At 36.9% G+C, this 23385-nt stretch carries 26 protein-coding genes; 9 read left to right on the forward strand and 17 right to left on the reverse strand.

Translation table 11 applies throughout. The features are described from left to right. Window positions 1-13: 13 nt before the first annotated feature. From SKM54_RS12075 to SKM54_RS12085, 3 genes are all read left to right on the forward strand, one after another. Window positions 14-727 (forward strand): DUF3108 domain-containing protein, encoded by a 714-nt coding sequence (locus SKM54_RS12075; RefSeq protein ID WP_321095460.1) that lies wholly within the window; start codon window positions 14-16, stop codon window positions 725-727. 88 nt (window positions 728-815) lie between these two features. Next, the gene (locus tag SKM54_RS12080) at window positions 816-1391 is read left to right on the forward strand and encodes a xanthine phosphoribosyltransferase (protein ID WP_171501335.1); all 576 of its coding nucleotides are present in this window, start codon (window positions 816-818) and stop codon (window positions 1389-1391) included. A 128-nt stretch (window positions 1392-1519) separates the two neighbouring features. Then, complete coding sequence (locus SKM54_RS12085; protein ID WP_248103210.1) at window positions 1520-1876, forward strand: hypothetical protein; 357 nt, start codon at window positions 1520-1522, stop codon at window positions 1874-1876. Between the two features lie 19 nt (window positions 1877-1895). On the opposite strand, the gene wrbA is transcribed toward SKM54_RS12085, so the two are convergent. Further along, window positions 1896-2489: an NAD(P)H:quinone oxidoreductase gene (gene wrbA / locus SKM54_RS12090; RefSeq protein WP_154773373.1), complete on the reverse strand. Its 594-nt coding sequence runs from the start codon at window positions 2487-2489 to the stop codon at window positions 1896-1898. A 114-nt stretch (window positions 2490-2603) separates the two neighbouring features. On the opposite strand from wrbA, the gene SKM54_RS12095 reads away from it, so the two are divergent. Then, window positions 2604-3851: a YihY family inner membrane protein gene (locus SKM54_RS12095; RefSeq protein ID WP_321088865.1), complete on the forward strand. Its 1248-nt coding sequence runs from the start codon at window positions 2604-2606 to the stop codon at window positions 3849-3851. A 63-nt stretch (window positions 3852-3914) separates the two neighbouring features. On the opposite strand, the gene yddG is transcribed toward SKM54_RS12095, so the two are convergent. From yddG to SKM54_RS12130, 7 genes are all read right to left on the reverse strand, one after another. Further along, window positions 3915-4799, reverse strand: a complete 885-nt coding sequence (gene yddG / locus SKM54_RS12100; RefSeq protein WP_321088866.1) for an aromatic amino acid DMT transporter YddG — start codon at window positions 4797-4799, stop codon at window positions 3915-3917. A 9-nt stretch (window positions 4800-4808) separates the two neighbouring features. Then, window positions 4809-5741 carry a DMT family transporter gene (locus SKM54_RS12105; protein ID WP_321095462.1) on the reverse strand — a complete coding sequence of 311 codons (933 nt, stop codon included), beginning with the start codon at window positions 5739-5741 and terminating at the stop codon, window positions 4809-4811. A gap of 202 nt (window positions 5742-5943) precedes the next feature. After that, window positions 5944-6348, reverse strand: coding sequence for an ExbD/TolR family protein (locus SKM54_RS12110; protein ID WP_154773370.1), 405 nt, complete (start codon window positions 6346-6348; stop codon window positions 5944-5946). Further along, a complete protein-coding gene (locus SKM54_RS12115; RefSeq protein ID WP_154773369.1) occupies window positions 6348-6971 on the reverse strand; it encodes a MotA/TolQ/ExbB proton channel family protein in 624 nt (207 codons plus the stop codon). The genes SKM54_RS12110 and SKM54_RS12115 overlap by 1 nt, the downstream gene beginning before the upstream one ends. Window positions 6972-6991: 20 nt before the next feature. Continuing rightward, the gene (locus SKM54_RS12120; protein WP_228273460.1) at window positions 6992-7792 is read right to left on the reverse strand and encodes an energy transducer TonB; all 801 of its coding nucleotides are present in this window, start codon (window positions 7790-7792) and stop codon (window positions 6992-6994) included. A 239-nt stretch (window positions 7793-8031) separates the two neighbouring features. Further along, window positions 8032-8898 carry a formyltetrahydrofolate deformylase gene (purU, locus tag SKM54_RS12125; RefSeq protein WP_154773368.1) on the reverse strand — a complete coding sequence of 289 codons (867 nt, stop codon included), beginning with the start codon at window positions 8896-8898 and terminating at the stop codon, window positions 8032-8034. An 88-nt stretch (window positions 8899-8986) separates the two neighbouring features. Continuing rightward, entirely contained in the window at window positions 8987-9676 is a 690-nt protein-coding gene (locus SKM54_RS12130; RefSeq protein ID WP_154773367.1) for a TetR/AcrR family transcriptional regulator, read from the reverse strand. A 113-nt stretch (window positions 9677-9789) separates the two neighbouring features. Between SKM54_RS12130 and SKM54_RS12135 the strand changes: the two genes are divergently transcribed. The 5 genes from SKM54_RS12135 to SKM54_RS12155 all read left to right on the forward strand — a co-directional run bounded on the left by SKM54_RS12135 (window position 9790) and on the right by SKM54_RS12155 (window position 14068). Continuing rightward, entirely contained in the window at window positions 9790-11238 is a 1449-nt protein-coding gene (locus SKM54_RS12135) for a coniferyl aldehyde dehydrogenase (protein ID WP_321095464.1), read from the forward strand. Between the two features lie 165 nt (window positions 11239-11403). Continuing rightward, window positions 11404-11640, forward strand: a complete 237-nt coding sequence (rpmB, locus tag SKM54_RS12140) for a 50S ribosomal protein L28 (protein WP_000048256.1) — start codon at window positions 11404-11406, stop codon at window positions 11638-11640. 12 nt (window positions 11641-11652) lie between these two features. Continuing rightward, a complete protein-coding gene (gene rpmG, locus SKM54_RS12145) occupies window positions 11653-11808 on the forward strand; it encodes a 50S ribosomal protein L33 (protein WP_001205031.1) in 156 nt (51 codons plus the stop codon). Between the two features lie 141 nt (window positions 11809-11949). Next, a complete protein-coding gene (locus SKM54_RS12150) occupies window positions 11950-13668 on the forward strand; it encodes a cation:proton antiporter (RefSeq protein WP_171501333.1) in 1719 nt (572 codons plus the stop codon). Window positions 13669-13843: 175 nt separating this feature from the next. Further along, a complete protein-coding gene (locus tag SKM54_RS12155) occupies window positions 13844-14068 on the forward strand; it encodes a hypothetical protein (RefSeq protein WP_321095466.1) in 225 nt (74 codons plus the stop codon). A 63-nt stretch (window positions 14069-14131) separates the two neighbouring features. Here SKM54_RS12155 and SKM54_RS12160 read toward each other — a convergent pair whose 3' ends face one another. The 9 genes from SKM54_RS12160 to SKM54_RS12200 all read right to left on the reverse strand — a co-directional run. Next, complete coding sequence (locus tag SKM54_RS12160; protein WP_321088868.1) at window positions 14132-14410, reverse strand: hypothetical protein; 279 nt, start codon at window positions 14408-14410, stop codon at window positions 14132-14134. Window positions 14411-14516: 106 nt separating this feature from the next. Continuing rightward, a complete protein-coding gene (locus SKM54_RS12165; RefSeq protein ID WP_154773719.1) occupies window positions 14517-15020 on the reverse strand; it encodes a DUF6586 family protein in 504 nt (167 codons plus the stop codon). A gap of 147 nt (window positions 15021-15167) precedes the next feature. Continuing rightward, window positions 15168-15443, reverse strand: a complete 276-nt coding sequence (locus SKM54_RS12170) for an RNA recognition motif domain-containing protein (protein WP_154773718.1) — start codon at window positions 15441-15443, stop codon at window positions 15168-15170. Window positions 15444-15522: 79 nt separating this feature from the next. Further along, window positions 15523-17511, reverse strand: a complete 1989-nt coding sequence (locus SKM54_RS12175) for an ATP-dependent helicase (protein WP_321095468.1) — start codon at window positions 17509-17511, stop codon at window positions 15523-15525. A 193-nt stretch (window positions 17512-17704) separates the two neighbouring features. Beyond that, a complete protein-coding gene (locus tag SKM54_RS12180; protein WP_321095470.1) occupies window positions 17705-18850 on the reverse strand; it encodes a glycerate kinase in 1146 nt (381 codons plus the stop codon). 145 nt (window positions 18851-18995) lie between these two features. Next, window positions 18996-19754 carry a hypothetical protein gene (locus tag SKM54_RS12185; RefSeq protein WP_321095472.1) on the reverse strand — a complete coding sequence of 253 codons (759 nt, stop codon included), beginning with the start codon at window positions 19752-19754 and terminating at the stop codon, window positions 18996-18998. Window positions 19755-19837: 83 nt separating this feature from the next. Continuing rightward, the gene (gene topA, locus SKM54_RS12190; protein ID WP_321095474.1) at window positions 19838-22480 is read right to left on the reverse strand and encodes a type I DNA topoisomerase; all 2643 of its coding nucleotides are present in this window, start codon (window positions 22478-22480) and stop codon (window positions 19838-19840) included. 34 nt (window positions 22481-22514) lie between these two features. Continuing rightward, on the reverse strand, window positions 22515-22964 hold the full coding sequence (locus SKM54_RS12195) for an ammonium transporter (protein ID WP_321095476.1): 450 nt from the start codon (window positions 22962-22964) through the stop codon (window positions 22515-22517). Between the two features lie 151 nt (window positions 22965-23115). Beyond that, window positions 23116-23385 (reverse strand): hypothetical protein (locus tag SKM54_RS12200; RefSeq protein ID WP_321095478.1); only part of this gene is annotated, 270 nt, incomplete at its 5' end.

Raw genomic sequence — 23385 nt, forward strand, 5'->3', positions numbered from 1 at the left:
GGACATTTAATATATGGCTAAACAAATTTTAAAAACTCTCAGCCTTACTTCTGCTCTTACAGTAACGGCGGTATTGGGTACAATTTCAAGCCAAAGCTTTGCAATGAGTCCATTTCAGGCGGGTTATCAGTTTAGCTACAATGGTAAAAATATTGGTTCAGCGACACGTACATTAGCAAAGTCTGGCAACAATTGGTCATACGCTTTTGTTGCAAAAGCAGTTGGTTTAGCCTCTGCAACTGAAACTAGTAAATTCACTTTGAATAATGGACAAATTTCATCTACAAGCTTTAGCCGCACAAGTAAGGTTCTTGTTCATAACAACACTATGAGCATTAACTTTAATCCAAGTACAAAATTAATTAATACCAAAAAAGATGATAAAACTCGTTCATTTTCTTGGAAAGCAGGTGTTTTAGATGAGCTAAATGCAGAACTTCAGTTACGTGAAGATTTGAAAAAAGGCACATTAAAATCGAATTATTATCTTGCTGATGCAAAAGAAATTGAAGCACGTAAATTTGTAAAACAAGGAAATGAAAAAGTAACTACAAGCTATGGTACTTTCGACACCATGAAAGTTGTGTTAAAGCACGATAAACCTGGTCGTGAAACAATTTTCTGGTTAGCACCTAAATTAGATTACCTGCCTGTAAAAGTAACCCATGTCGATAAAAAAACATCTTATGGACTGTTACTAACAAGCTATAAAGGACAAACAAGTTAAGGAATTTGTTAATTTCGCTTGCATTTTTTCAGTTGCTTTTTAAAATACGCTTTTGCTTTAAAAAGCAACTGCTTTTGAGGATTCTCCCGTGCAAGCACTTGAACAGAAAATCTTAGCTGAAGGTATCGTCCTTTCTGAGGAAGTTCTGAAAGTCGATTCTTTCTTAAATCACCAAATTGACCCTGCAATGATGCAACTCATTGGTCAAGAATTTGCTCGTCTATTCAAAGATGCGGGTATTACAAAAATTATTACCATTGAAGCTTCTGGTATTGCGCCTGCAGTAATGGCTGGTTTAGAGCTTGGTGTTCCTGTAATTTTTGCACGTAAATACCAATCTTTAACGTTAAAAGATGATTTGTATCGTTCTAAAGTTTTCTCTTTCACTAAGCAAATTGAAAGCACAATTGCGATTTCAAACAAACACATCAGCTCAACTGATAAAGTGTTGGTTATTGATGACTTCTTGGCAAATGGTCAAGCAGCTTTAGGTCTTGCAGACTTAATTCACCAAGCAAATGCTGAAGTTATTGGTATTGGTATTGTGATTGAAAAATCATTCCAACCAGGTCGTGATTTACTTCTTGAAAAAGGTTACCGCGTAGAATCTTTAGCTCGTGTTAAATCTTTAGCAAATGGCACTGTTGAATTTGTTCGCGATTAATATTCGTGAAAATAAAAAAAGCGCCAATTGGCGCTTTTTTTATATCCAATTATCTTAAAGAGTCGGTTAAACTCAAAATAAGCATTTAAAGTGTTTTATTAAAAACACACAAATCAAGGAATAAGATAATGCAATGTCCTAAATGTGGATCTAGCGAAATTGAACAACGCAACCATGAACAAAACCTTCAAAAAATAGGCGGCGTATTACTTAGTGGTGCAGGAGCAACAGCAGGTACTGTTGGTGGTGCAGCATCTGGTGCTTCTATTGGTGCTGCTATTGGAACAGTTGCAGGTCCGTTAGGCATTATTGTAGGCGGAACTGTAGGAACTTTCGTTGGTGCAATTAGCGTAGGTATTACGGGTGGTTTTTTAGGTCATCGTTTTGGCAAAAAAGCAGGTGTTATTGTCGATCAAAGAATTTTCTTAGATTACCAATGTAACAAATGTGGCAAACGTTTTAAGGCAGAAAAAAAGGAGAATTAATATTCTCCTTTTCATTTTATTATTTCAATAATTTCAACGCGGTTTCAGCAAGTCGTCTTCCCTGCTCTTCACATAAGCCTTTTTCATCTTGGCTTAGGCTTTGGTCGTGTCGTGGTCCACTTACATGCGTTGCACCATAAGGTGTTCCACCTGTTTTAGTATTCGATAATGCAGGCTTTGCATTGGTTAAACCCAAAATTATCATCCCGTGATGAAATAACGGTGGAAGCATAGTCAATAAAGTGCTTTCCTGCCCGCCATGCATAGAGCCTGAAGAAGTAAATACACTTGCAGGTTTATTATGTAATGCACCATTTAGCCATAAACTTGTTGTTTGATCTAAGAAATACTTCAGTTCCGATGCCATATTACCAAAACGTGTTGGTGAGCCTAATGCCAAACCTGAACAATTAGCCAAATCATCTAAGGTGCAATAAATATCACCATCATTTGGAATACTTGGCTCCGCCTCTTTTACCACAGTTGATAAATTAGGAACTGTACGAATTTTTACAGCCATGCCCGTAGATTCGACACCATTTGCAATTAAATGTGCCATCTCTTTTGTTGAGCCATATTTACTGTAATATAGAACTAAAATGTAGGGTTGCATATTTTTAACAAACGGAACAAAAAAGAAAACTATACGGTATTTTTATCTTTTTTTGGGTAAGCTTATTAAAGAAAGTTGAGAAATATCATTAAAAACAATTGAGATTACTAAAGCATGATCATTGAGTATTTTAAAAAACTACCTTTTTATGAAAAGACATGGTTTCAGTTTATTTTGTTTGTATTACGACGCTTTGAAGCAGACCGTTGCCGTGAACAAGCAGGATCTCTAACTTATACAACCCTGTTTGCTGTAGTACCAATGCTTACTGTTTTTCTTGTTATTATTTCTTCAATTAAAGCACTAGAACCAGCCAGACAACAATTACAGCAACTCATTTATAGTAATTTCTTACCCAATACCACCATTGCATTCGACAAAGCCTTAAGTGCATTTACAGAAAAATCGAGCAATTTGACCATTATTGGCGTGCTGTTCTTATTTTTTACTACAGTGATGATGCTCACGAGTATTGAAACGGTGTTTAACCGAATTTGGCGTGTAAAAGAAACACGCGGTGGTATTTTAGGTTTTATGCGCTATTGGACAATTATTTCTTTAGGTCCCATTTTACTTGGCAGTGCCTTTGTTATTTCATCAACGCTCGCATCTATGAATGTATTAAGCAATAACTTTGCAGGCTATGAGTTAGATGGTGCATTTATTTTATGGGCAATTTCATTTTCCCTCACTGTTATTGGTTTTTTTATTCTAAATTGGACAATTCCCAACCGTAATGTTCCTATAAAAGCTGCATTTATTGCGGGTCTATTTAGTGCTGTTGTGTTTGAATTATTGAAAAATTTATTCGGCTATACCATGTCGAATTTCACCAGTTACCAAATTGTTTATGGTGCTTTTGCTGCTGTTCCAATCTTCCTTTTATGGATTTTCCTGTCATGGAATATTGTTTTACTTGGTGTTGAAATTAGCTACGCCTTAACTGCATTTAATTCAGGAAAAGATCAAAAACGTCATCCTTTACTCATGCTTTTAGATTTACTTGAACTCTTCTATAAAAAACAAAAAGTTGGAAAGTCTGTTAGTGAACACGAAGCCTTGGAAGTTTTAGGGCGTGATGAAATTGGACGCTTGCCTTCATATATTTTAATGCTCGAAAAACAAGATTTAATTAAACGTACAGATGACGACAAATTCGTGCTTGTTCGAAACTTATCTCAAGTCGACTTTTGGAGTTTTTATAGCAATCTGCCTTATTCATTACCGCATAAACATGACATTGGTGATGTTCTTGAAAATGATGAATGGATGGAAAAAATAGGTCCTGCACTTATTGAAGCAGATGATTATTTATCTGCGAAGCTCTCTATTCCTCTTTCTAAAATATTTGAAGCAAAGTAATCTTCTTAAAATTAGAAAGCCCTTTTATAAAGGGCTTTCTAATTCGCTATTTTCACAATTGATTCAATTGTTTGCAAACGTACATTTCCAACAAATTAATGCACCCACTGTCACCAATGCTGTACCAATCCAAAATGCAAAAGAAGGAATTACACCTAAAATAAGCATAGACATTAGGGATGATAAAATTGGCATAAAGTACGTTGCTAAAATTAATACTTGGATGTTCCCAAATTGTAAACTTTGATTCCAATTGCTATATGCAATACCAATCAAGCTTCCCACAACTGCAATTGCTAACCATAAGTTCAAGCTTGGCATAATGAATGGTTCATTTAATGCAAAGTGTAGAATCCATAAAGAAACCGCAGTCAGTACAAAAAATAAAGGAACAGCATTATAACCTTGTGCATATTTTTTCGTTAAAACGCTATAGCACGGCCACAAAATTGCACCTAAAAAGGCAAAGAAATACGCTTTGGGATTTTGCTCTAATACATGAATAAACTGTGCTATTTCCAATATTCTTGGATTCACCACAAGCAACAAACCTATTACAGCCAAAAAAAATCCAACAAAAACAAAATTATTAAACTTTAATTGCTTTGCAAATATAGAAAATAAAATAGTGATGGGCGGCCATAAGTAATTAATCATGGCAATAATTAAAACTTGTTCATGGTTATGTGACAACGCAATAGAAATTAAGAATAAAATTTCATAACTAACAAATAAAATACCGCAGCCATATAAATATGCTTTCGGCATTTCTTTAAGTGATGGCATGCTTCCAAATATTAAAATGCATAAAGCACTAAAACTGTAAATCATGGCGATGCCTGAAACAGGTGTCACTTGTTCAGTAATGAGTTTTACAACTGCCACCAAACTAGCCCAAATTAATATTGAACTAAAACCTAGCCATGTATATTTATTTACAGTATTCATTTTTTAAATTTATCTAAGAGATTTAGGAAAAGCCAAACTGCGCTTAATCCATTGATGGAGCGTCACAATAAATACACCTGCCATTACAAGCAAAGTGCCTAAAATAAAATTGGTTTCAATGCTTTCATTTAAAAACACAATGCCAAAGACCATACCAAAAATTGGCGTTAAAAAGGAAAAAACACCTAGTTCATTTGCTAAATATTTTCTAAGCAACCAAAACCAAAGCAATAAACTAAAGAATGACATAATGAGCACATGGAATGCCAAACTACTTAAAGTAAGTACTGTCCAATGAATAAGTGTTTGCCCTGTAAAATATGCAACAGGCAATAAGAACAAGCAACCACCTACCAATTGATAAAAAAGCGTTTGCGTAGGATGAGCATCTCCTAATTTTGTTAAACGTAGTGCAATAGTGGTAAACGCCCACATAATGCCTGCACTTAGCGCTAGAACATCACCAAATAATACTTGCTGTAAATCTACACCTGCTTTTTGCTCACGTCCCATAAAAGATAGAACAATACCTGAAAATGCAATAAAAATTCCGCCCCACTGAATTACAGATAAACGCTCAGATGGCAATTTCCAATGCAAACCTAAAGCGACAAAAATAGGTGCGGTATAAAGCAAAACAACGGTATGAGAAGCTGACGTAAAGCGTAAAGCTTCAGCCACAAAAACAAATTCAGCAGAAAATAGAAATGCCACCAAAACACCAGGAAGCAAATATTCTTTCGAATATAAATGCGTTCCTTGCTCTAGCTTAATTAATGGGTAAACCAAAATTGCTGCAAGCCCAGACCGAATTGCAATTTGCATAATAGGAGAAATATCAGGTGCAGCAATTTTAAGTACAACTTGTTGAATACCCCAAACAATACACAATATGACCATTAAGCCAGATGCCTGAGCATCTAGCGACTTACGCAATTCCACTATCTTTGCTTACCTGTAATAACTAGACATAGAATAATGTCCTAAGCGAAATATATATGATTAATTAGATAACAAGTCACCTTATTCAAATCTTTTTTGTATGCATAAAAATCATTTAAATAATTTATAGAGGGTTAAACATAAAATTCATGCACAAAAAAGCGACCTAAATAGATCGCTTTTTTTAAGAAATTTCTAAATTTTAATTTTCGTTTACAAAGGCAATATCACTGAGTCCGGCTTCACTCGCACGTGACATTACTTGAGCAACTGTATCGTATTTAGATTCTTTATCTGCACGTAATTGCACAGTTGGTTTTTGCGCTTGCTGACCTGCTTCGTTAAAACGAGTTTCTAGCTCATCTAAACTAATCATTTTATCATCCCAAGCAACATCACCATTTGCATTAATGCTTACAGTAATTGCTTTTGGTGGCTGATCTTGGATTTCAGCAGTCGTTTGTGGCAAGGTTAATGGAATTGATGGGTTGGCAACGGTTGCTGTCACCAAAAAGATGATCATCAATACCAACATAATGTCGATAAGTGGAATGAGGTTCATCTCATTCATGCCGCTATCGTTGTCTTCACCCAATTGAAAAGCCATTAAACTTGACCTCCAACTAAACCATTTTCTGTTGCTTTCACTTCAACTTTTTGAGTTGATGAATCTTGTTGCAACATTGTGTCAATTAATAAGCTGTGTGCATGGTCTTGCAATTCGTTATTTAACGTTTTGTTGAAGCGCATGCAGATGTTGTATGCAATTACCGCAGGAATCGCAACAGCCAAACCAAAACCAGTCATAATTAGCGCTTCACCAACTGGTGTTGCAACTTGTGCCAAACCTGCTTGACCACTTTTACCTACTGCAACCAATGCATGGAAAATACCCCAAACTGTACCAAATAAACCTACAAATGGTGCAAGTGAAGCAATTGTTCCTAACACTGCAATGCCTTTTTCAGCAGAAGATTTTTCAACTGAAATTTGACGAAGAAGTGCTTGCTCTGCCACAGCTTTACGTTGCTCGAACGATAAAGGTGAAAGCTTATTTTTCAATGCAGCGATAGCTTTAGAGAGTTGAGCATAAGCGATTTGTTTAAGTTGGCGCGTTCCCATCAAGCGCAAGATAAGAACAGTCCATGTTGTAATAGACATAATCAACAACACAAAATAAAGTGTTTTGCTGACTGCATCTGCATGTTGCCAATAAACTGAAAAGTTCATACTCGAACTCCTGATAAATGTTAGCCGTTAGAATTCAATGTAAGTTCAAATGGTTGATCCGCTTTAAACGGATATGCAATACCATTTTCCTTATATGGTTTGAATTTTGCACCTTTTACAGCGCGTACAATTTTTTCATCAAGGGCGCTAAGACCACTCGATTTAATTACTCGTACATTTGTAATACTGCCCTTCGCATCTGCTTCAATAGAAACAACAATAATGCGATTAGAGCCTTGTAAATCTTTGTTTGTATAAACTGGTTTTGGTGAACGTGACCAAGAAATTTGACCAATGTTCAATTTTTTCGGTGTATTCAGTTCTTGCTGACGACGTTGATTTTCACGTTGTTCATTTGCAAGACGATCACGTTCAGCTTGCTCACGTTGCTGTTGATCACGCTGTTGCTGTTCTAAACGCTTTTGTTGCTCTTGCTGTTCTTGTTGTTGCTTTAACTTATCTAAACGCTCTTTCTCAAGTTTTTTCTTATCTACAACTTCTTCTTGAGGTTGAACTTTCTTCTCTGTTACCTGTTGTTTTTGCGCAATTACTTTTGGCTTCACAATAGGTTCGGGTTTAGGTTCAGGCTTAGGCGGTTGAACAACAGGTTCTACTACAGGCTCAACAACGGGTTCATCTGCAATTGTGACAAAACGAACGCTCATTGGCTTTGTTTCATTTGGCTTTATTTCTAAAGTTTTGATATGACTCAAAGCCCACATCACACTCAAATGTCCGACAATTACTGCTGTTAAAGCAATAACGACTTTCTTTTTCATCGGATTATGTTCAGGCATCATAGGTGAGGCAGATTGAGTCATTAAATTCTTTTACCTTCAAAAGCAAAATTACATATTTAAAGTAAATTTTAAATCAGCAATTAAACTTATCGGTCTGTACAATTAAAGTGCCACAATGATAAATGAGAAGTGTTTTCATTTGCAACATTTAATTTGTCTATTTTTATTACTTTTTTATTGATTTATATTACTGATAATTCATATATGCAATAAAAAAAGCATACTAATAGTATGCTTTTTTATCTGTATCAAATAAAGACTTATTGGAAAACAACAGTCTTATTACCATCTACAATAATACGATCTTCTAAATGCCATTTAACCGCACGTGCTAAAACGTTGCGCTCTACATCTTGACCTAAATCACGAAGCTGATCTACGGTAAAGTCGTGGTTTACACGCTCTACATCTTGCTCAATAATTGGTCCTTGGTCTAAATCTGCTGTTACATAATGCGCAGTTGCACCAATCAGCTTAACGCCTTTTTCATACGCTTGTTTATATGGGTTTGCTCCCACAAAAGCAGGTAAGAATGAATGATGGATGTTGATGACTTTCATTTCCCATTTTTGTACAAATTCCTCATCTAGAATTTGCATATAACGAGCAAGAACAAGTAAATCGTTACCTTGCATTAACTCATCAATTTGCGCATAAGCTTCACGCTTATTTTCTTTATTTACAGGTACAACTTCAAAAGGAATACCAAAGTTTTCTACAGACTCACGTAATGTTTCATGATTAGAAACAACTTTCGTAATTTCACATGGTAAACCACCACGTGCATGACGCCATAAAAGTTCAAGTAATGCATGGTCTACTTTTGAAACTAAGATACCCACTTTTTTAACATCACTTACCAATGCCAAGCGCCATTGCATGTCATAACGTTCTGCCACGTTCGATGCAAAAGTTTGCGTTAAATTTTCTTTACGACTTTGTAAATTATCTAACTCAAATTCAACACGCATAAAGTAACGCCCGCCCTGAGCCGCTGTAGCATATTGATCTAGAGCTGTAATATTTGCTCCTTGATGATACAAAAAGCTAGAAACAGCTTGCACAATACCTGGTTTATCTTCACAGGTAATTAACAAACGTGCAGTGTTGGCAGTCGTCATATTCATGTTGGTTTATATCGCTAATCAGTAAATTAAAATAAGCCGAGCATTCTAACGCTTTTTCGTTTGCCAACAAAATAGAATTATTCACTATCTATTTTTTTGCAGATGAAAGGCTCTCAAACAACTCAGATGAACCAAAAGATTCTAACAATCCTTCATAGGTATTTCGGCTTTCACCACGTAAATAAGCACCTTCTAAGAAGACCATTTGACGTAATGCTTGCCATACCCATTTTTCTTCCAATGTATTCGAATCTTTAATATGACCCGACATATATAAAAAGTTTGTCCAGTTGGTTAAAACAATCCATAAATTAATAATTAAAGCTTCAATTTCTGAATCTGTCATTTCCATTAATCCAGCATTTACAAAAGCTTTATAAACTTTTTGTCCTTGCTGCATCACTTGACCTGCAAATCGCGGATACATTTTACGAAAATCTTCGTTATTTTCGACCAAATGATAAACATCACGATGCAGAAAACGATATGCCCAAAGCTGGCTACTTAATACCTGGAAATAACGAATTTTATCGTTTGCATCTAAAGCACGATCATCTGGCAAAGCAAGCATTTCAAGCGTTTCAGATTGATACTGCTCCATTAACTCTTTAATGATTTCACTTTTATTACGAAAATGATAATACAAATTTCCAGGGCTCATATTCAGCTCTGCTGCAATATGATTTGTTGTAACTAAACGCTCACCGCGTTCGTTAAACAATTGCAAACTTAACTGTAAAATACGCTCTTTGGTTTTGACCGTTTTTGATTGAGACATCCTGACATAACCATTCTGTATAAAATGTTAGCAAACTAACATAAAGTATCTTGACTGTTTAGAGTAAATACTCTAAAAACTTAATTAATCGCTTTTATTAAATGTAATTTGCTATGAACAGTCAAACAAAAAATACAACCATGACCGCACAATCATTTGACGAAACCCATTTAAACGAGCTTCTATCATTACAAAAATTTGCTTATCAGCGTTACCCTGTGCCAAGCGCGAAGGAACGTATAGACCGACTTGCCCGATTAAAACGTGTTTTAGTGAAATACCAAGACCAATTTGCAGATGCGATTAATCAAGATTATGGTAATCGCTCTATAAGCGAAACCAAAATTGGTGAACTTCTCACGTGTTTAGAGCATATCAAATATTATAGTAAAAACCTAAGCACTTGGATGAAACCCTCTAAGCGCCACGTTGGAATCATTCATCAACCTGCAAAAGCATGGGTCGAATATCAACCTTTAGGCGTAATTGGCATTATTACACCGTGGAATTATCCTTTATTACTTTCTGTTGGTCCCCTTATTTGCGCGCTTGCTGCTGGCAATCACGCAATGATTAAAGTTTCGAGTGCATCTGCCAATTTTGGCCGTGTACTTGAACAAGCTATTGCAGAAGCATTTCCACAAGAGTTAGTTGCTGTGGTAAATGGTGGCGGTGTTATTTCTGACTTATTCTGTCATTTAGCATTCGATAAAATTATTTTTACAGGTTCTACCACTGTGGGTAAAACCATTATGGCGGCTGCCGCAGAAAACTTGGTTCCTGTTATTTTAGAACTTGGCGGAAAATCGCCTGTTATTGTGCATTCATCAAGTGACATGAGCGATGTTGCCCAACGTATTGCCGTTGGTAAATTATGGAATTCAGGACAAACTTGTGTTGCGCCCGACTATATGTTCTTACCAAAAGGCAAAACAGCAGAATTCATCGAGCAATTTGAAACTTATGTATTCGATATGTACCCAAGTATTTTAAATAACCCCGATTACACATCTATTGTGAATGACAAACAATATAATCGTTTGCAGGGATATTTAGAAAATGCAAAAAAACTTGGTGCAAAAATTATTGAAATAAATCCACAAAGTGAAGATGCAAGTTTAAATAGAAAAATTGTGCCAACAATCTTGACTGGCGTGACTTCTGACATGGAAATTATGAAGAATGAAATCTTCGGTCCCATTCTTCCTATAATGGAATATGATCAAATAGATGATGTTCTTGCGTTTATTAATAGCCGTCCGCGTCCACTTGCATTATACTATTTCGACTTTGATCAGGCGCGTGCAGATTATATTGTACAGCGCACACATTCAGGTCACTTCGGATTGAATACTGTTTTGACTCATGTTGCACAAGACGATTTACCATTTGGTGGCGTAGGTGCATCAGGCATGGGCAAGTATCACGGTCCTGAAGGATTTTTCAGTTTGTCACATGAACGGTCTATGATGTCTAATCCCAAGTTGTATAGCTTGAAATTCATTCTCCCACCGTTTGACAAGCCGATTCATCGACTTATTTCGAAGACTCTTCTTCGATAACTGATCAAGGCATGAGCTATTAAACAGCATCATGTCTTGTTTTATCTTAAATCGCTTGTCTTTTAAGCGTATTTTTGGTATAAAACGCCCCTTGAATGAATTCAATCCGTTTATTTTTGACTGGCCATACAGATTTGCTGTTGGCTAAATCAATGGAGTTACACCATGTCTAAGGTTTGCCAAGTTACCGGCAAGCGTCCAGTCGTTGGTAACAACGTCTCACACGCCAACAACAAAACTAAGCGCCGGTTCGAGCCGAACCTGCACCACCACCGTTTCTGGTTAGAAAGCGAAAAACGTTTCGTACGTCTTCGTCTAACTACTAAGGGTATGCGTATTATCGACAAATTGGGTATCGAAAAGGTTGTTGCTGACCTACGTGCTCAAGGTCAAAAGATCTAAGGAGTTACGACAATGCGTGATAAAATTCGTCTAGTTTCTTCTGCTGGTACAGGTTATTTCTACACTACCACTAAGAACAAACGTACAATGCCGGAAAAAATGGAAATCAAAAAATTTGATCCAAAAATCCGTCAACACGTGATCTTTAAAGAAGCTAAAATTAAATAATTTTAGTTTTTTTGAAAAAAGCGACCGTCAAGGTCGTTTTTTTTTGCATTTTTTTTATGCGACTTGCTACACTTTAAAAATATTTTTTGGCACTCTTTGTGCTTATTTAAACCTTAACCATAATAGCTTAGGGAGTTTTTAGTGCCACATGATGTAGAACTGATAATATTACTTGCGGTTGGCTTTGGCGTCGCCTTAATTTTTGGCTATATCGCTGCACGTTTACGCCTCCCCCCTCTTATCGGTTATCTTATTGCCGGTATTATTATTAGCCCAAACACCCCAGGAGTTGTGGGCGATCTACATCTTGCAAATCAACTTGCTGAACTTGGTGTAATGTTCCTCATGTTTGGCGTGGGTATGCATTTTTCTTTAAAAGATTTAATGCAGGTTCGTCGTATTGCTTTGCCTGGTGCTATTTTACAAATTAGCGTTGCAACATTGCTGGGTATTGGTATTTCAATGCTTTGGGGATGGAGCTTTGGATCTGCGCTAGTCTTTGGTTTAAGCTTATCTTGTGCAAGTACTGTTGTTTTACTTAAAGCTTTAGGCGACCGTGGTTTACTCAATTCTGTAAACGGTAAGATTGCTGTTGGTTGGCTTTTGGTCGAAGACCTTGTGATGGTCTTAGTTTTAGTGCTTTTACCTGCAATGGCTGTACTACTTGGCGGACAAGCCTTATCTAGCGGGGCTGAAAACGAAAACATTTGGTTAACATTAGGCATTACCTTACTTAAGGTTGCTGGTTTTATTGCCTTTATGCTTATTATTGGTAAACGACTTGTACCAATGATTATGCAAGTGGTTGCTCGTTTAGGCTCTCGTGAACTATTTACGCTCACCGTAGTAGCCGCAGCCGTTTCCATTGCATTTGGCGCATACAAAGTATTTGGCGTATCTATGGCATTGGGCGCTTTCTTTGCAGGTATGGTTGTAAAAGAATCTGACTTTAGCCAACGTGCAGAAGCTGAAACTCTCCCGCTTCGTGAAATTTTCTCCATCCTATTTTTCGTTTCTGTAGGAATGCTGTTTGATCCAAGAATTTTAATTGAACAACCTATTCACGTTTTAGGTACTGTTGCTATTATTATGATTGGTAAAACTATCGCTGCAATGGCATTGGTTTTATTCTTCAGATACCCAATTAATACCGCACTTACAGTTGGAGCAAGCTTAGCCCAAATTGGTGAGTTCTCATTTATTTTGGCAACTTTGGGCGTTTCACTTCAATTACTATCACTTGAAGGTCAAAATTTGATTTTGGCAGGTGCCTTAATTTCTATCACCCTAAACTCATTTATTTTCTCTGCAGTAGAACCTATTCAAAATTGGATACGTAATCGCTCGCATTTGGCACGTTTGCTTGAACGTAGTGGTGATCCATTAGCAATGCTTCCAGATGCTGTTTCTCAAGATTACCTGCGTGATCAGGTGGTTATTGTTGGTCATGGTGAGGTTGGTCGTCGTATTACAAAAACTTTAATGGAAAAAGATATTAAAGTTGTAATTGCTGAAGAGAACCGTGAAATTGTAGAAAACTTGCGTGAAAAAGATATTGCAGCAGTTTGTGGTCTTGCAACAGAACCAAGCGTACTGATTCAAGCACACATTCAACATGCACGCCTTTTAGTACTTTCACCTATGGATATTTTAGATATTCATAAAATTGTAGATATCGCAAAAACATTGAACCCACAAATTCAAGTTCTGGTATGTGCAGAAAGTAAAGCTGAAGCTGAAGTTATTCGTAAAGATAATATTGGCGAGGTTTATTTTGCGAAAGAAGAAATGGCGAAAAATATGACCAACCATATTCTTCATCAAATTGAAGTCGCGCATCATCAATCTTCATCGCATTAATCAAAACTAAAACAAACTAAAAGAGGATTAATTACTTTATTAATCCTTTTTTTATATTCTATTTATTCTTTATAAATCATTAAAATATCTACTATAATCACGCCGTAAACTTAGTATCAAAATATTAATTTAAATTATTACCAATAATCTTTTTTAAAATTCAATAGGGAAAAATATGTTACTTATGTATTTAGGCTTTGCCATTATTATCATTGGTGCAATTGGTTTTTTAATTGCAGCTTTCAAAACCAGTATTTTATGGGGCTTAGGTTGCTTTTTGTTTTACCCTATTTCAATTGTATTTTTAATTTTGCATTGGCAAGAAGCAAAAAATCCCTTCTTCCTTCAACTTATTGGTATCGGATTTGTATTTGCAAGTTCAATGTTTATTACCCCTTAAAGCATTCAAAATAAATTAAAAAAGCGCACCATTGAGTGCGCTTTTTTTCACTAAATAAAAAATTTAGCTCAGATATTTTGGCTTTTCATCTACAACTGCTGTTTCATCAAACTCATTGCTTTGCTTTTCCATTAAAGCAAACAAAGCAGCCTGAATCATATGCTGAGCAACGACAGGAATTTGATCACCCAATAGGGCCCGTACTTCATCATTAAACTGAATTTTTACCAAAGGATTTTCAGAGCCAGCATTGCGTAATGCCAATTCACCACCTTCAAGTTGAACAAGCTCTAAAATTGCTTCTTGGCTACCAAATAATTCTTTCAACTGTTCTATCGACATATATCCTCCATGTTCAACATGGTGACAAAGGCATTTATGCGCTTTGCGTTGTTTGAATTAGTTTATATAAGGTCTAGTTTGGTAATTTCAAGCGCTAAAAGTTAAACTAAAATTCGACCATTTCGTTACGAAAACCATCAATCAGCTGAGTAATATCTCGGTGCCATTCTCTTAAAATTGCTGTATCTGGCAACCAAGCTTGCGGTGTTTGAGTTACTTTTATAATTAAGTTAGATGATGTTTCTTGTTCTGGCTCTGGTGCACTTGGCTCTGGCGTGTACTGACTTAAACGATATGCACGCTTTAATTCTGCAATAAAACCATCTTTCGCAAGTTTTTGCAAAATACTAATTTCAGGTGAAACCTGTCCTTTAGCCGCCATATGCTCTTCAATAGACTTTAAAGTTGGGGTTGCATCGCTCAATCTGTAGTAACGAACCAATTCTTGTAAAAATGCCAACACAGCACCATGCAAATGAAAAACGGCTGCTTCACGATGTGCTTGTGCTTGTTGAATATGTTCGGTTTGCTCTGCTTGTTGACACGAAAGACGTGCAAAATATAATTTTTGATTCGTGCGATCTGCGTGAAAACGAGCAACTCGTGACATAAAAATGATTCCTAATATTTGGCGTTTTTGTCATCATCTAGATTAAACGTAATTATTGATAATTCACAATAAAATTTATGCATGATCTATTTCAGTTTAATCAATGCATAAAAAAGGAGCCTTATTTGCTCCCTTTTTATATCACTTTTATTCAGCAGCTTTAGACTGTTCTTCCGCTTTCGGCTTATCTTCAGCCAATTTCACACGAATACCATGTCCGTGTAAGCGTAAAGTGTTCAATCCTTTTACTGCTTTAATTGCTTCGCGTGCATGTGGCATTTCAACAAAAGCAAAGCCTTTAGATTTGCCTGTTGCAGCATCTAAAACCAATGTACAAGATTCAACAGTACCAAAGCCTTGGAACAATTTTAAAATTTCTGGCTCTGTTACAGTACGTTCTAAGTTACGAACTAAAATTTTCATCTTACAACCTTAAAATAGGCAAAAATCACCAAAAAGCACTCGCCTACTCTACTTTTTGTACAAAACATCTCGCTATAGTTTAATCGAGATCGATACCAAAATCTAAATTAATCGACTGACGCTCAATTAATGCAGTTTTTACAGTTTGTTGGCGTGGTTTATGATGCGTTTCCATGGTGCATAAGTGACGTGTTAAATCATTTAAGAAATAACTTTCAACTTTTCGACCTTGTTCATCAATCATATCTCGCGCCCATAAATTTAAATTTTGCTTGGTTAAAATCAATTCATTCTGAGCACGAGTTAAAGCCACATAAAGCACACGGCGCTCTTCTTCAACATCATCAAAATTACCTTGCGCACGCGCATGAGGATATTGCCCTGCTGTCACGTTTGCCACATAACAAACCTTTTGCTCTGTACCTTTTGCAGAGTGAATGGTAATCAGGGTTACCACATCTGTATCTGACTGACGTTCAATTTCTGAAATTGAAACAGGATCGAGCACATAAGCTTCTAAAAATTCGCTCAATTGATCATGTTTAGATGCCAATTGTTTTACAAGTTCGAAATCACCTTGGCGTCTATTCCAATCTTTCTTATAGTTTTCCGCCAACTGATCTTCAAGTGCCTGAACACCCAAACTTACACACTCTTTAACTTCTCCACGAAGCACATTCATTTGCTTCATCATGAGTAAAGATTTTTCAGGAATACGCCCAAAACTTTCTAATTTTTCAAAAATTTTATCAAAATCAGGGTCAATCAGTAATTGCTGTGCCAAACGACTTGCACCTACATCGCCCACGCCATTCCACAAAGTGAGAAAACGCATCCATGCAATATCATCCAATGGATTTGCAATAACACGGAGCAAACTCACCAAGTCTTTCACATGTGCCGTTTCTAAAAGCTTCATACCGCCAATAAATCGGTAAGGAACATTTGACGCAATACATGCAGCTTCAATATGACGAGCAGCAAAACTAGATCGCACCAAAACCATGTGATCTTTCCACGGTTTTCCTTCTAAAAAATGACGTTCTTTGATATCAACAGCAATCCATTTTGCTTCATCAAACTCATTTGGAAAAACATGAAGTTTTGGCTTAACCCCTTCTCCACGATGTGCTTCTAAACGTTTGTCGTACTTAATTTCACTTTGATCTAACAACCAATTCGAAAGATCTAAAATTTCTTGAGTCGAACGGTAATTTTTTTCTAGTTTATGGATTTTTGCGTCGGGCACACGGTCTTTAAAATGATGGATATTTTCAAAATCTGCACCACGGAAACCGTAAATCGACTGCGCATCGTCACCTACACAAAATAAGCTGACTTTTTCTTTTAATGGCTCTAACAGCGCCCATTGCAAAGGATTGGTATCTTGCATTTCATCGACCAACATGTGACGACAAATTGAAGAAACATAATCGACCAAACCTTCAGATTGATCTAAAGCTGAAGCAACTATTGCTAAAATATCGTCATAATCTAAAAAGCTACGAGCACGTTTACGTGTTTCGTACTCTTTCATAATTTCTGCAATTTGGTCTTTAAAAACAATATGTTCAGGATACTGTTTTTCCAAAGCATCACTCAGTTTTTGACGTGTATTTCGTGCAAAAGAATATAAATCACAAAGTTCTTGTGGCTTGGGTAATTGATTTGGATTTTTCTTATCATCTTTTCCACGAATAAGGCGGAACATCATGAGCTGATCATCTCGGTCGATAATCGAGAATTGCTCTAAGCCAAATGCTTTTGGAATACGGCGCAATAAATACATGCAAAACGTATGAAATGTCGATGCTCTTAAGCCTTTTGCTTGCTCGCCTAATGCAAGTTCCACACGCGCCACAATTTCACTTGCAGAGCGACGGGTAAAGGTCAAAATTTGAATTTGATTTGCAGGCACACCTTGATCAATTAAATATGCCGCACGCGCTACGATGGTTTTGGTTTTACCACAGCCTGCACCTGCCAAAACTAGACTATGCTTTGACTCTGTTGTCGCAGCTTGTTTCTGTTGTGGATTTAATTCATCAATTAGGCTGGCTAAACTCATGGTATCTCATCGTACGAATTGAAGAGATAGTTTAGCAGAGCTACTACCAAAACTTTAATAATTCCGATTTATTCTCTTAAGCAGATCCAACTGCATTTTAACTAAATACAACCTGATACGCGTATAGCGACATGGATGTCGCTCATTGAGCTGAGGTATATGGAAATACCTTCAGCTCAATAAAAGATTTTTGTTACTTTTGATCTTTCAAAAGTAAAGATACATTGGTAACTGTACTTTCCAAATTAATTTCCGCATTTTGCATTGCAGTTTCCAAATCACAATTTGGCTCATTAATCGAAATAATCTGCGTAAAACCCTCATCAAACAAAGGCTCAATATTATCCCCTACACGGCCTGCAAAAGCATACACAGGCTTATTCAACTTCTTCGCTACTTGCGCCACAGCCCAAGGCGTTTTACCAAATTTCGTCTGAAAATCTATACTGCCTTCACCTGTAAATACAAAATCCGCTTTGGCAATTTTTTCAGCCAGCTTCGTTTGCTCAATAACCAAACTCGCACCTGACTGAATATTTGCAGATGCAAATGCTATCAAACCAAAACCCAAACCACCTGCTGCACCTGCGCCTGCAACATGCTGGACATCAACATTCAAAGTACTTTCTACAAGTGAGGCAAAATGTTGAAGATTCGCGTCGAGTTGCCTCACTATTTCAGGTGTAGCACCCTTTTGTGGAGCAAATACATAAGATGCGCCATTTTCCCCACACAAAGGATTATTCACATCTGAAGCAATTAAAATTTCAACATCATTTAAACGTGTATCAAGCTCAGATATATCAATTTTTGAAATTTGATTTAGTGAACCACCACAAGCCTGAATCTCATTATTCAATTGATCTAAAAACTTCACACCTAAAGCTTGTGCCATACCGCTTCCACCATCATTGGTCACACTACCACCCAAACCAATGATAATTTTTTTGACACCCAAATCTAAAGCATGGCGAATCATTCGCCCTGTGCCAAACGTGCTTGTCAGTAGCGGATTCCGCTCTTCTCGTTGCAATAAATCTATGCCATTGGCTTTTGCCATTTCCATAATGGCGGTTTGACCATCATCAATCAAACCAAAATAAGTTTGTATTTTTTGATGTGGCATTGGTCCTTGAACTTCACAAAATATTTTTTGACCATTTAATGCATGAATGAGTGCATCTACCGTTCCTTCTCCGCCATCTGCCATAGGAACGTGAATACATTTTGCTTTAGGAAAAATCTGTTGAATACCACGTTGCATAGCATGACAAGCCTGCTCTGCAGTCATACTTTCTTTAAATGAATCTGGCGCAAGAACAAATATGGGGTGTGTCATTGTGATATTTTTATATTTGAATGAATTTCATCATACACAAAATACGTTGATCATCTTTTAATTATTTTTCTAGGCATTCAGTTATCCATAGCACATAAAATAACTGTGGATAAATTAGACATTATCCACAGTTATTTTATTTACACTATTTTAACCAACCAATTTCTTTCGCTGTTGTTTCACGAATAATTGTTTGTTTCAAAGATTCAGGGATTTTGCTTGTGTCTTTTGAAGTGGGAACATACCCCCCCATCAACTCAGCCTTTGCTTGAGGAAATAATGGATTTTTCTCTGGATATGCATAACCATCAGGATATATCGGCTGACCTGTTAATAGATCATATTTATCTTGAGCACCAAAAGCATGTAGTAATTCGTGCACTAAAACAACTTTATTGGTTTTTGAATATTTTTGAGAGGCGAATAAATTAACTGTACCTATTCTACCTTTCTCAAGTGCTGTGGAATGCTTTAAAACTGGATGAAGCTCTGGATCATAATAATTGAGATATAACGTTACGCTAGATGAACCATCTGCACTTTCATGCTGTTTCCACGCGAAGTAACGAAATTTAAGACTCCACAACATTGAATCTAGCATTGAACCATTTCCAGGAACTTTGGGTGGATGTTCTTTCAGTTCCCGCCCTAAGCGAAAATAAAGATGAATAGGCTCCTTTGTATAGGATTGCGCTTGTTCTTTTAAATATTCCTGAGCATCATCTAAATCTTGTACAGATAATCGTGAAATATACTGCTGTGCTTTCACCGAGCCATCTGCATTAATTGGATGAACAACCACAATAATAGGTTTTGTCCAATTTTGATTTTGATCCCTATAAGTATTTACCCCAACAATGAGCAAAACCATTAATAAAAGCGTAATTCGTATTTTTTTCCACATAATTTCAATTTTTTAGTTTCTTATTCACGCTATTTTGACATAAAAAATGCCGACCATTGTCAGCATTTTCTATCTATTTAGTTTTAAGCTTCTGCCCATTTACCATCTTGGTAAACTAAGCTCCACTTCGTTTGCTTACCTTCAGGCGTTTCAGAACCAATATATTGTGCTTGGTTTTTACGACTGAATTTTACCAATGTAGGATTCCCTTCAGGGTCAACATCTGGTGCTTGCAAAATAAACTGATATTTCGGGTCAAGCTGTTCTGCAACAGAACGAAGTTCAGCAACCTTAGGTGCACGTGTTTCACGCACTTTAGGGAACTTACTTGCAGCCAAGAACAAACCAGCCGCACCATCACGCAATACAAAGAAATCATCATGCTTTGTAGAACGCAGATGTTCCATTTTAATTGGATCTACACGAGGAGGCGCAGGTTGACCGCTTTTCAAGACTTTACGCGTATTATCACAGCTCGTACAAGCGAAGTATGGTCCAAAACGACCTGTCTTAAATTGCATTTCACCTTCACATTTGTCACATGGAATTGTTGGGCCATCGTAACCTTTGATTTTGAACTCACCTTCTTCGAGTTCATAACCATTACAGTCTGGGTTATTACCACAAACATGTAATTTACGACCACCATCAATTACGTAACTGTCCATTGCTGTTTCACAAATTGGACAACGCTTTTTAGACATTAAATCAGCAGTTTCAGCTGCATCATCATCAGATAATGCTGCAAGCGATTCTACAGGCGTTAAGTTAAATGTACCTTTACAGCGTTCTTTTGGTGGCAAGTTATAACCTGAACAACCTAAGAATACACCTGTTGTACCTGTACGAATCTGCATTGGACGGTCACATTCTTTACAATGAACCGCATCCACTTCCACAGGTTGATTACGGCGCATACCGTTTTCGCCCTGAGCCGTCGTTAAACGTTTTTTGAAATCGCCATAGAAACTATCTAATAGCTCTTTCCAGTTACGATCACCATCTGCAACTTTATCGAGCTGACTTTCTAAATCTGCGGTAAACGCATAATTCATTAAGTTATTGAAGTTTTCATCGAGACGATCCGTCACAATTTCGCCCATTTTTTCGGCAAAAAGACGACGATTATCTATTTTCACATAACCACGATCTTGAATCGTCGAGATAATTGCAGCATATGTCGATGGACGACCAATGCCCTTTTTCTCGAGTTCTTTTACAAGTGATGCTTCTGTAAAACGTGCAGGTGGTTTAGTGAAGTGTTGAGATGGATCTAACTTCTCAAGTTTAAGCACTTCACCTACTTTTACAGCAGGTAATAACACATCATCATCAGATTTGTTTTGACCACGAACTTTGGTAAAACCATCAAATACTAATGTACGACCTTTCGCCTTAAGTTCTACGCCATTTGCATCCACTAAAATAGTAGATGACAAATATTGCGCTGGTGTCATTTGACACGCAACAAACTGACGCCAAATTAAGTCATAAAGACGTTGAGCATCTCGGTCTACACCTGCAAGCTGATCACCTTTTAAAGCAACATCCGATGGGCGAATGGCTTCATGGGCTTCTTGTGCACCTGCCTTATTGCCGTATTTATTTGGCTTCGCAGGCAGATACTTTTCACCATATTCAGATTCAATATGTGTACGAACCATGTTTACGGCATCATCACTTAAGAATGTTGAATCCGTACGCATGTAAGTAATAAAACCTGCTTCATACAAACGCTGCGCCATAGTCATGGTTTTCTTCACAGAAAAACCAAGACGTGTACTTGCGGCTTGTTGAAGTGTTGAAGTGATATATGGTGCGCTAGGATTGACCTTAGTTGGCTTATCTTCACGTGTTGAAACTTTATATTCAGCATCGTTTAAAATTTTTAACAAAGCATCTGTTTGTGCTTTATTTTGCAGTTTTAAGGTTTTACCACCTTGTTTAACTGCTTCTAAACGAATGACATCATTTTGAGATTGCGTGTCTGCAAAGACTTGCCAATATTCTTCAGGAATAAATGCACGAATTTCACGTTCACGTTCAACAACAAGTTTTGCAGCAACAGATTGCACACGACCTGCCGATAAACCACGAGCAATTTTTTCCCACAGCAATGGCGAAATCATAAAACCAACAATTCGGTCTAAGAAACGACGTGCTTGTTGAGCATTAACTTTATCTGTATCAAGGCGAGAAGGTTGTTTAAAAGCTTCTTGAATCGCATTTTTTGTAATCTCGTTGAAAACAACACGTTGGTAACGTGAATCGTCTCCACCAATGACTTCTTTTAAATGCCACGCAATTGCTTCCCCTTCTCTGTCCATATCCGTTGCGAGATAGACTTCATCGACTTGCGATGCAAGTTTTTTAAGTTCTGCGACTACATGTTCTTTACCAGGAAGCACTTCATATTTAGCTTTCCAGTCATGTTCAGGATCGACACCCATACGATTAATTAATGCACTTTGAGCTTTTTCAGCTTTCTCCGCATCAGTTAATTTTGTACGTGTTGCAGCCTTTTTTTCTGTCGACTTTGCAGAACCACCTGTCGGTAAGTCACGAACATGACCAACAGATGATTTTACGATGTATTCTGAACCTAAATACTTATTGATTGTTTTCGCTTTTGCAGGCGACTCCACAATCACGAGCGCACGTTTTTTCCCAGCTTCGGAAGATTTTGCTGTAGTGCTTTTGGATGTGGACCGAGGAGCGTTCGCCATAATGAACCGTTATTCCTGTTTATATGGGTATAAATTAAAATTCAGCCAATGAAGTGAGTAATGCTTTCATATCTTCTAACTGCGTGGCTCTTAAATCTGATTCTTCATCCCAATATAGTCCTACACAGTTAGCTTGCATATCAATAGCATAAATACCTTTTAATGCAATGGGAAAATTTTTAAACTTTTCATCCCCATGCACTAGATCAAACTGCTGATCTACAATTCGTGCACGCATTAATGGAAGTCGAGCTTCTGGAAGTAAAATACTGTAGTACGCAACCATGCTGGCACGTTTTTCAGATGCCATTGGGATTTTAGTCCACTCTGGTGCTGCCACCAATCGAGGATGTAGCCCCATCTTTCTTGCTTTATCACGCATCATCCCTAGCGCTTTTTCGCGAGGGCTTATACGTAGACCAAAAATTGATCCTAAAACAAAAACAACAATGACAACTGCAACCCAAATTCCAGTATTTTCCATAGAAAAGCCTCAATATTCCTATATTAGAGTTGCATAAGGTTTATATAAAAGGCAAGTTTAAAATAAATACATCATCATTTATTTGTGGTTTTTACTTATCAATCATCAAAATTAGCTAATATCTGCCTATCTTTCCAATAAAAGTAACTCCTTAATTTATTAAAAAATCTGAAGTATAAGTAATTTGTTTTTTACTATTCACTTGGATTAAATTATATTTTCTTAATAATTCTATTTCATTCATTACATCATCTTGGGATAACCATTTTTTTAGTACTGTTGTAAACCCAGCTAAAGTCTTAGGACGAATATGGTCATTTATAGTCAAATAATTACTTAATTTAGATCTTAAAACTCTAATCTCAGTTTCAGCAGTTTCAGCAGTTTCAGCAGTTTCAGCAGTTTCAGCAGTTTCAGCAGT

The sequence above is a fragment of the Acinetobacter faecalis genome, from assembly GCF_034187745.1.
Classification (GTDB): Bacteria; Pseudomonadota; Gammaproteobacteria; order Pseudomonadales; family Moraxellaceae; genus Acinetobacter; species Acinetobacter faecalis.

Bases quoted from the DNA above. Each gene is read 5' to 3' on its own strand.
- SKM54_RS12110 (WP_154773370.1), bottom strand. From the start codon at position 6,348: ATGGCTTTTCAATTGGGTGAAGACAACGATAGCGGCATGAATGAGATG.
- SKM54_RS12155 (WP_321095466.1), top strand. From the start codon at position 13,844: ATGTTACTTATGTATTTAGGCTTTGCCATTATTATCATTGGTGCAATT.
- SKM54_RS12115 (WP_154773369.1), bottom strand. From the start codon at position 6,971: ATGAACTTTTCAGTTTATTGGCAACATGCAGATGCAGTCAGCAAAACA.
- SKM54_RS12135 (WP_321095464.1), top strand. From the start codon at position 9,790: ATGAACAGTCAAACAAAAAATACAACCATGACCGCACAATCATTTGAC.
- topA (WP_321095474.1), bottom strand. From the start codon at position 22,480: ATGGCGAACGCTCCTCGGTCCACATCCAAAAGCACTACAGCAAAATCT.
- wrbA (WP_154773373.1), bottom strand. From the start codon at position 2,489: ATGCAACCCTACATTTTAGTTCTATATTACAGTAAATATGGCTCAACA.
- SKM54_RS12180 (WP_321095470.1), bottom strand. From the start codon at position 18,850: ATGACACACCCCATATTTGTTCTTGCGCCAGATTCATTTAAAGAAAGT.
- SKM54_RS12120 (WP_228273460.1), bottom strand. From the start codon at position 7,792: ATGACTCAATCTGCCTCACCTATGATGCCTGAACATAATCCGATGAAA.
- rpmB (WP_000048256.1), top strand. From the start codon at position 11,404: ATGTCTAAGGTTTGCCAAGTTACCGGCAAGCGTCCAGTCGTTGGTAAC.
- SKM54_RS12160 (WP_321088868.1), bottom strand. From the start codon at position 14,410: ATGTCGATAGAACAGTTGAAAGAATTATTTGGTAGCCAAGAAGCAATT.
- rpmG (WP_001205031.1), top strand. From the start codon at position 11,653: ATGCGTGATAAAATTCGTCTAGTTTCTTCTGCTGGTACAGGTTATTTC.
- SKM54_RS12165 (WP_154773719.1), bottom strand. From the start codon at position 15,020: ATGTCACGAGTTGCTCGTTTTCACGCAGATCGCACGAATCAAAAATTA.
- SKM54_RS12185 (WP_321095472.1), bottom strand. From the start codon at position 19,754: ATGTGGAAAAAAATACGAATTACGCTTTTATTAATGGTTTTGCTCATT.
- SKM54_RS12095 (WP_321088865.1), top strand. From the start codon at position 2,604: ATGATCATTGAGTATTTTAAAAAACTACCTTTTTATGAAAAGACATGG.
- SKM54_RS12130 (WP_154773367.1), bottom strand. From the start codon at position 9,676: ATGTCTCAATCAAAAACGGTCAAAACCAAAGAGCGTATTTTACAGTTA.
- SKM54_RS12085 (WP_248103210.1), top strand. From the start codon at position 1,520: ATGCAATGTCCTAAATGTGGATCTAGCGAAATTGAACAACGCAACCAT.
- SKM54_RS12195 (WP_321095476.1), bottom strand. From the start codon at position 22,964: ATGGAAAATACTGGAATTTGGGTTGCAGTTGTCATTGTTGTTTTTGTT.
- purU (WP_154773368.1), bottom strand. From the start codon at position 8,898: ATGAATATGACGACTGCCAACACTGCACGTTTGTTAATTACCTGTGAA.
- yddG (WP_321088866.1), bottom strand. From the start codon at position 4,799: ATGAATACTGTAAATAAATATACATGGCTAGGTTTTAGTTCAATATTA.
- SKM54_RS12175 (WP_321095468.1), bottom strand. From the start codon at position 17,511: ATGAGTTTAGCCAGCCTAATTGATGAATTAAATCCACAACAGAAACAA.
- SKM54_RS12170 (WP_154773718.1), bottom strand. From the start codon at position 15,443: ATGAAAATTTTAGTTCGTAACTTAGAACGTACTGTAACAGAGCCAGAA.
- SKM54_RS12075 (WP_321095460.1), top strand. From the start codon at position 14: ATGGCTAAACAAATTTTAAAAACTCTCAGCCTTACTTCTGCTCTTACA.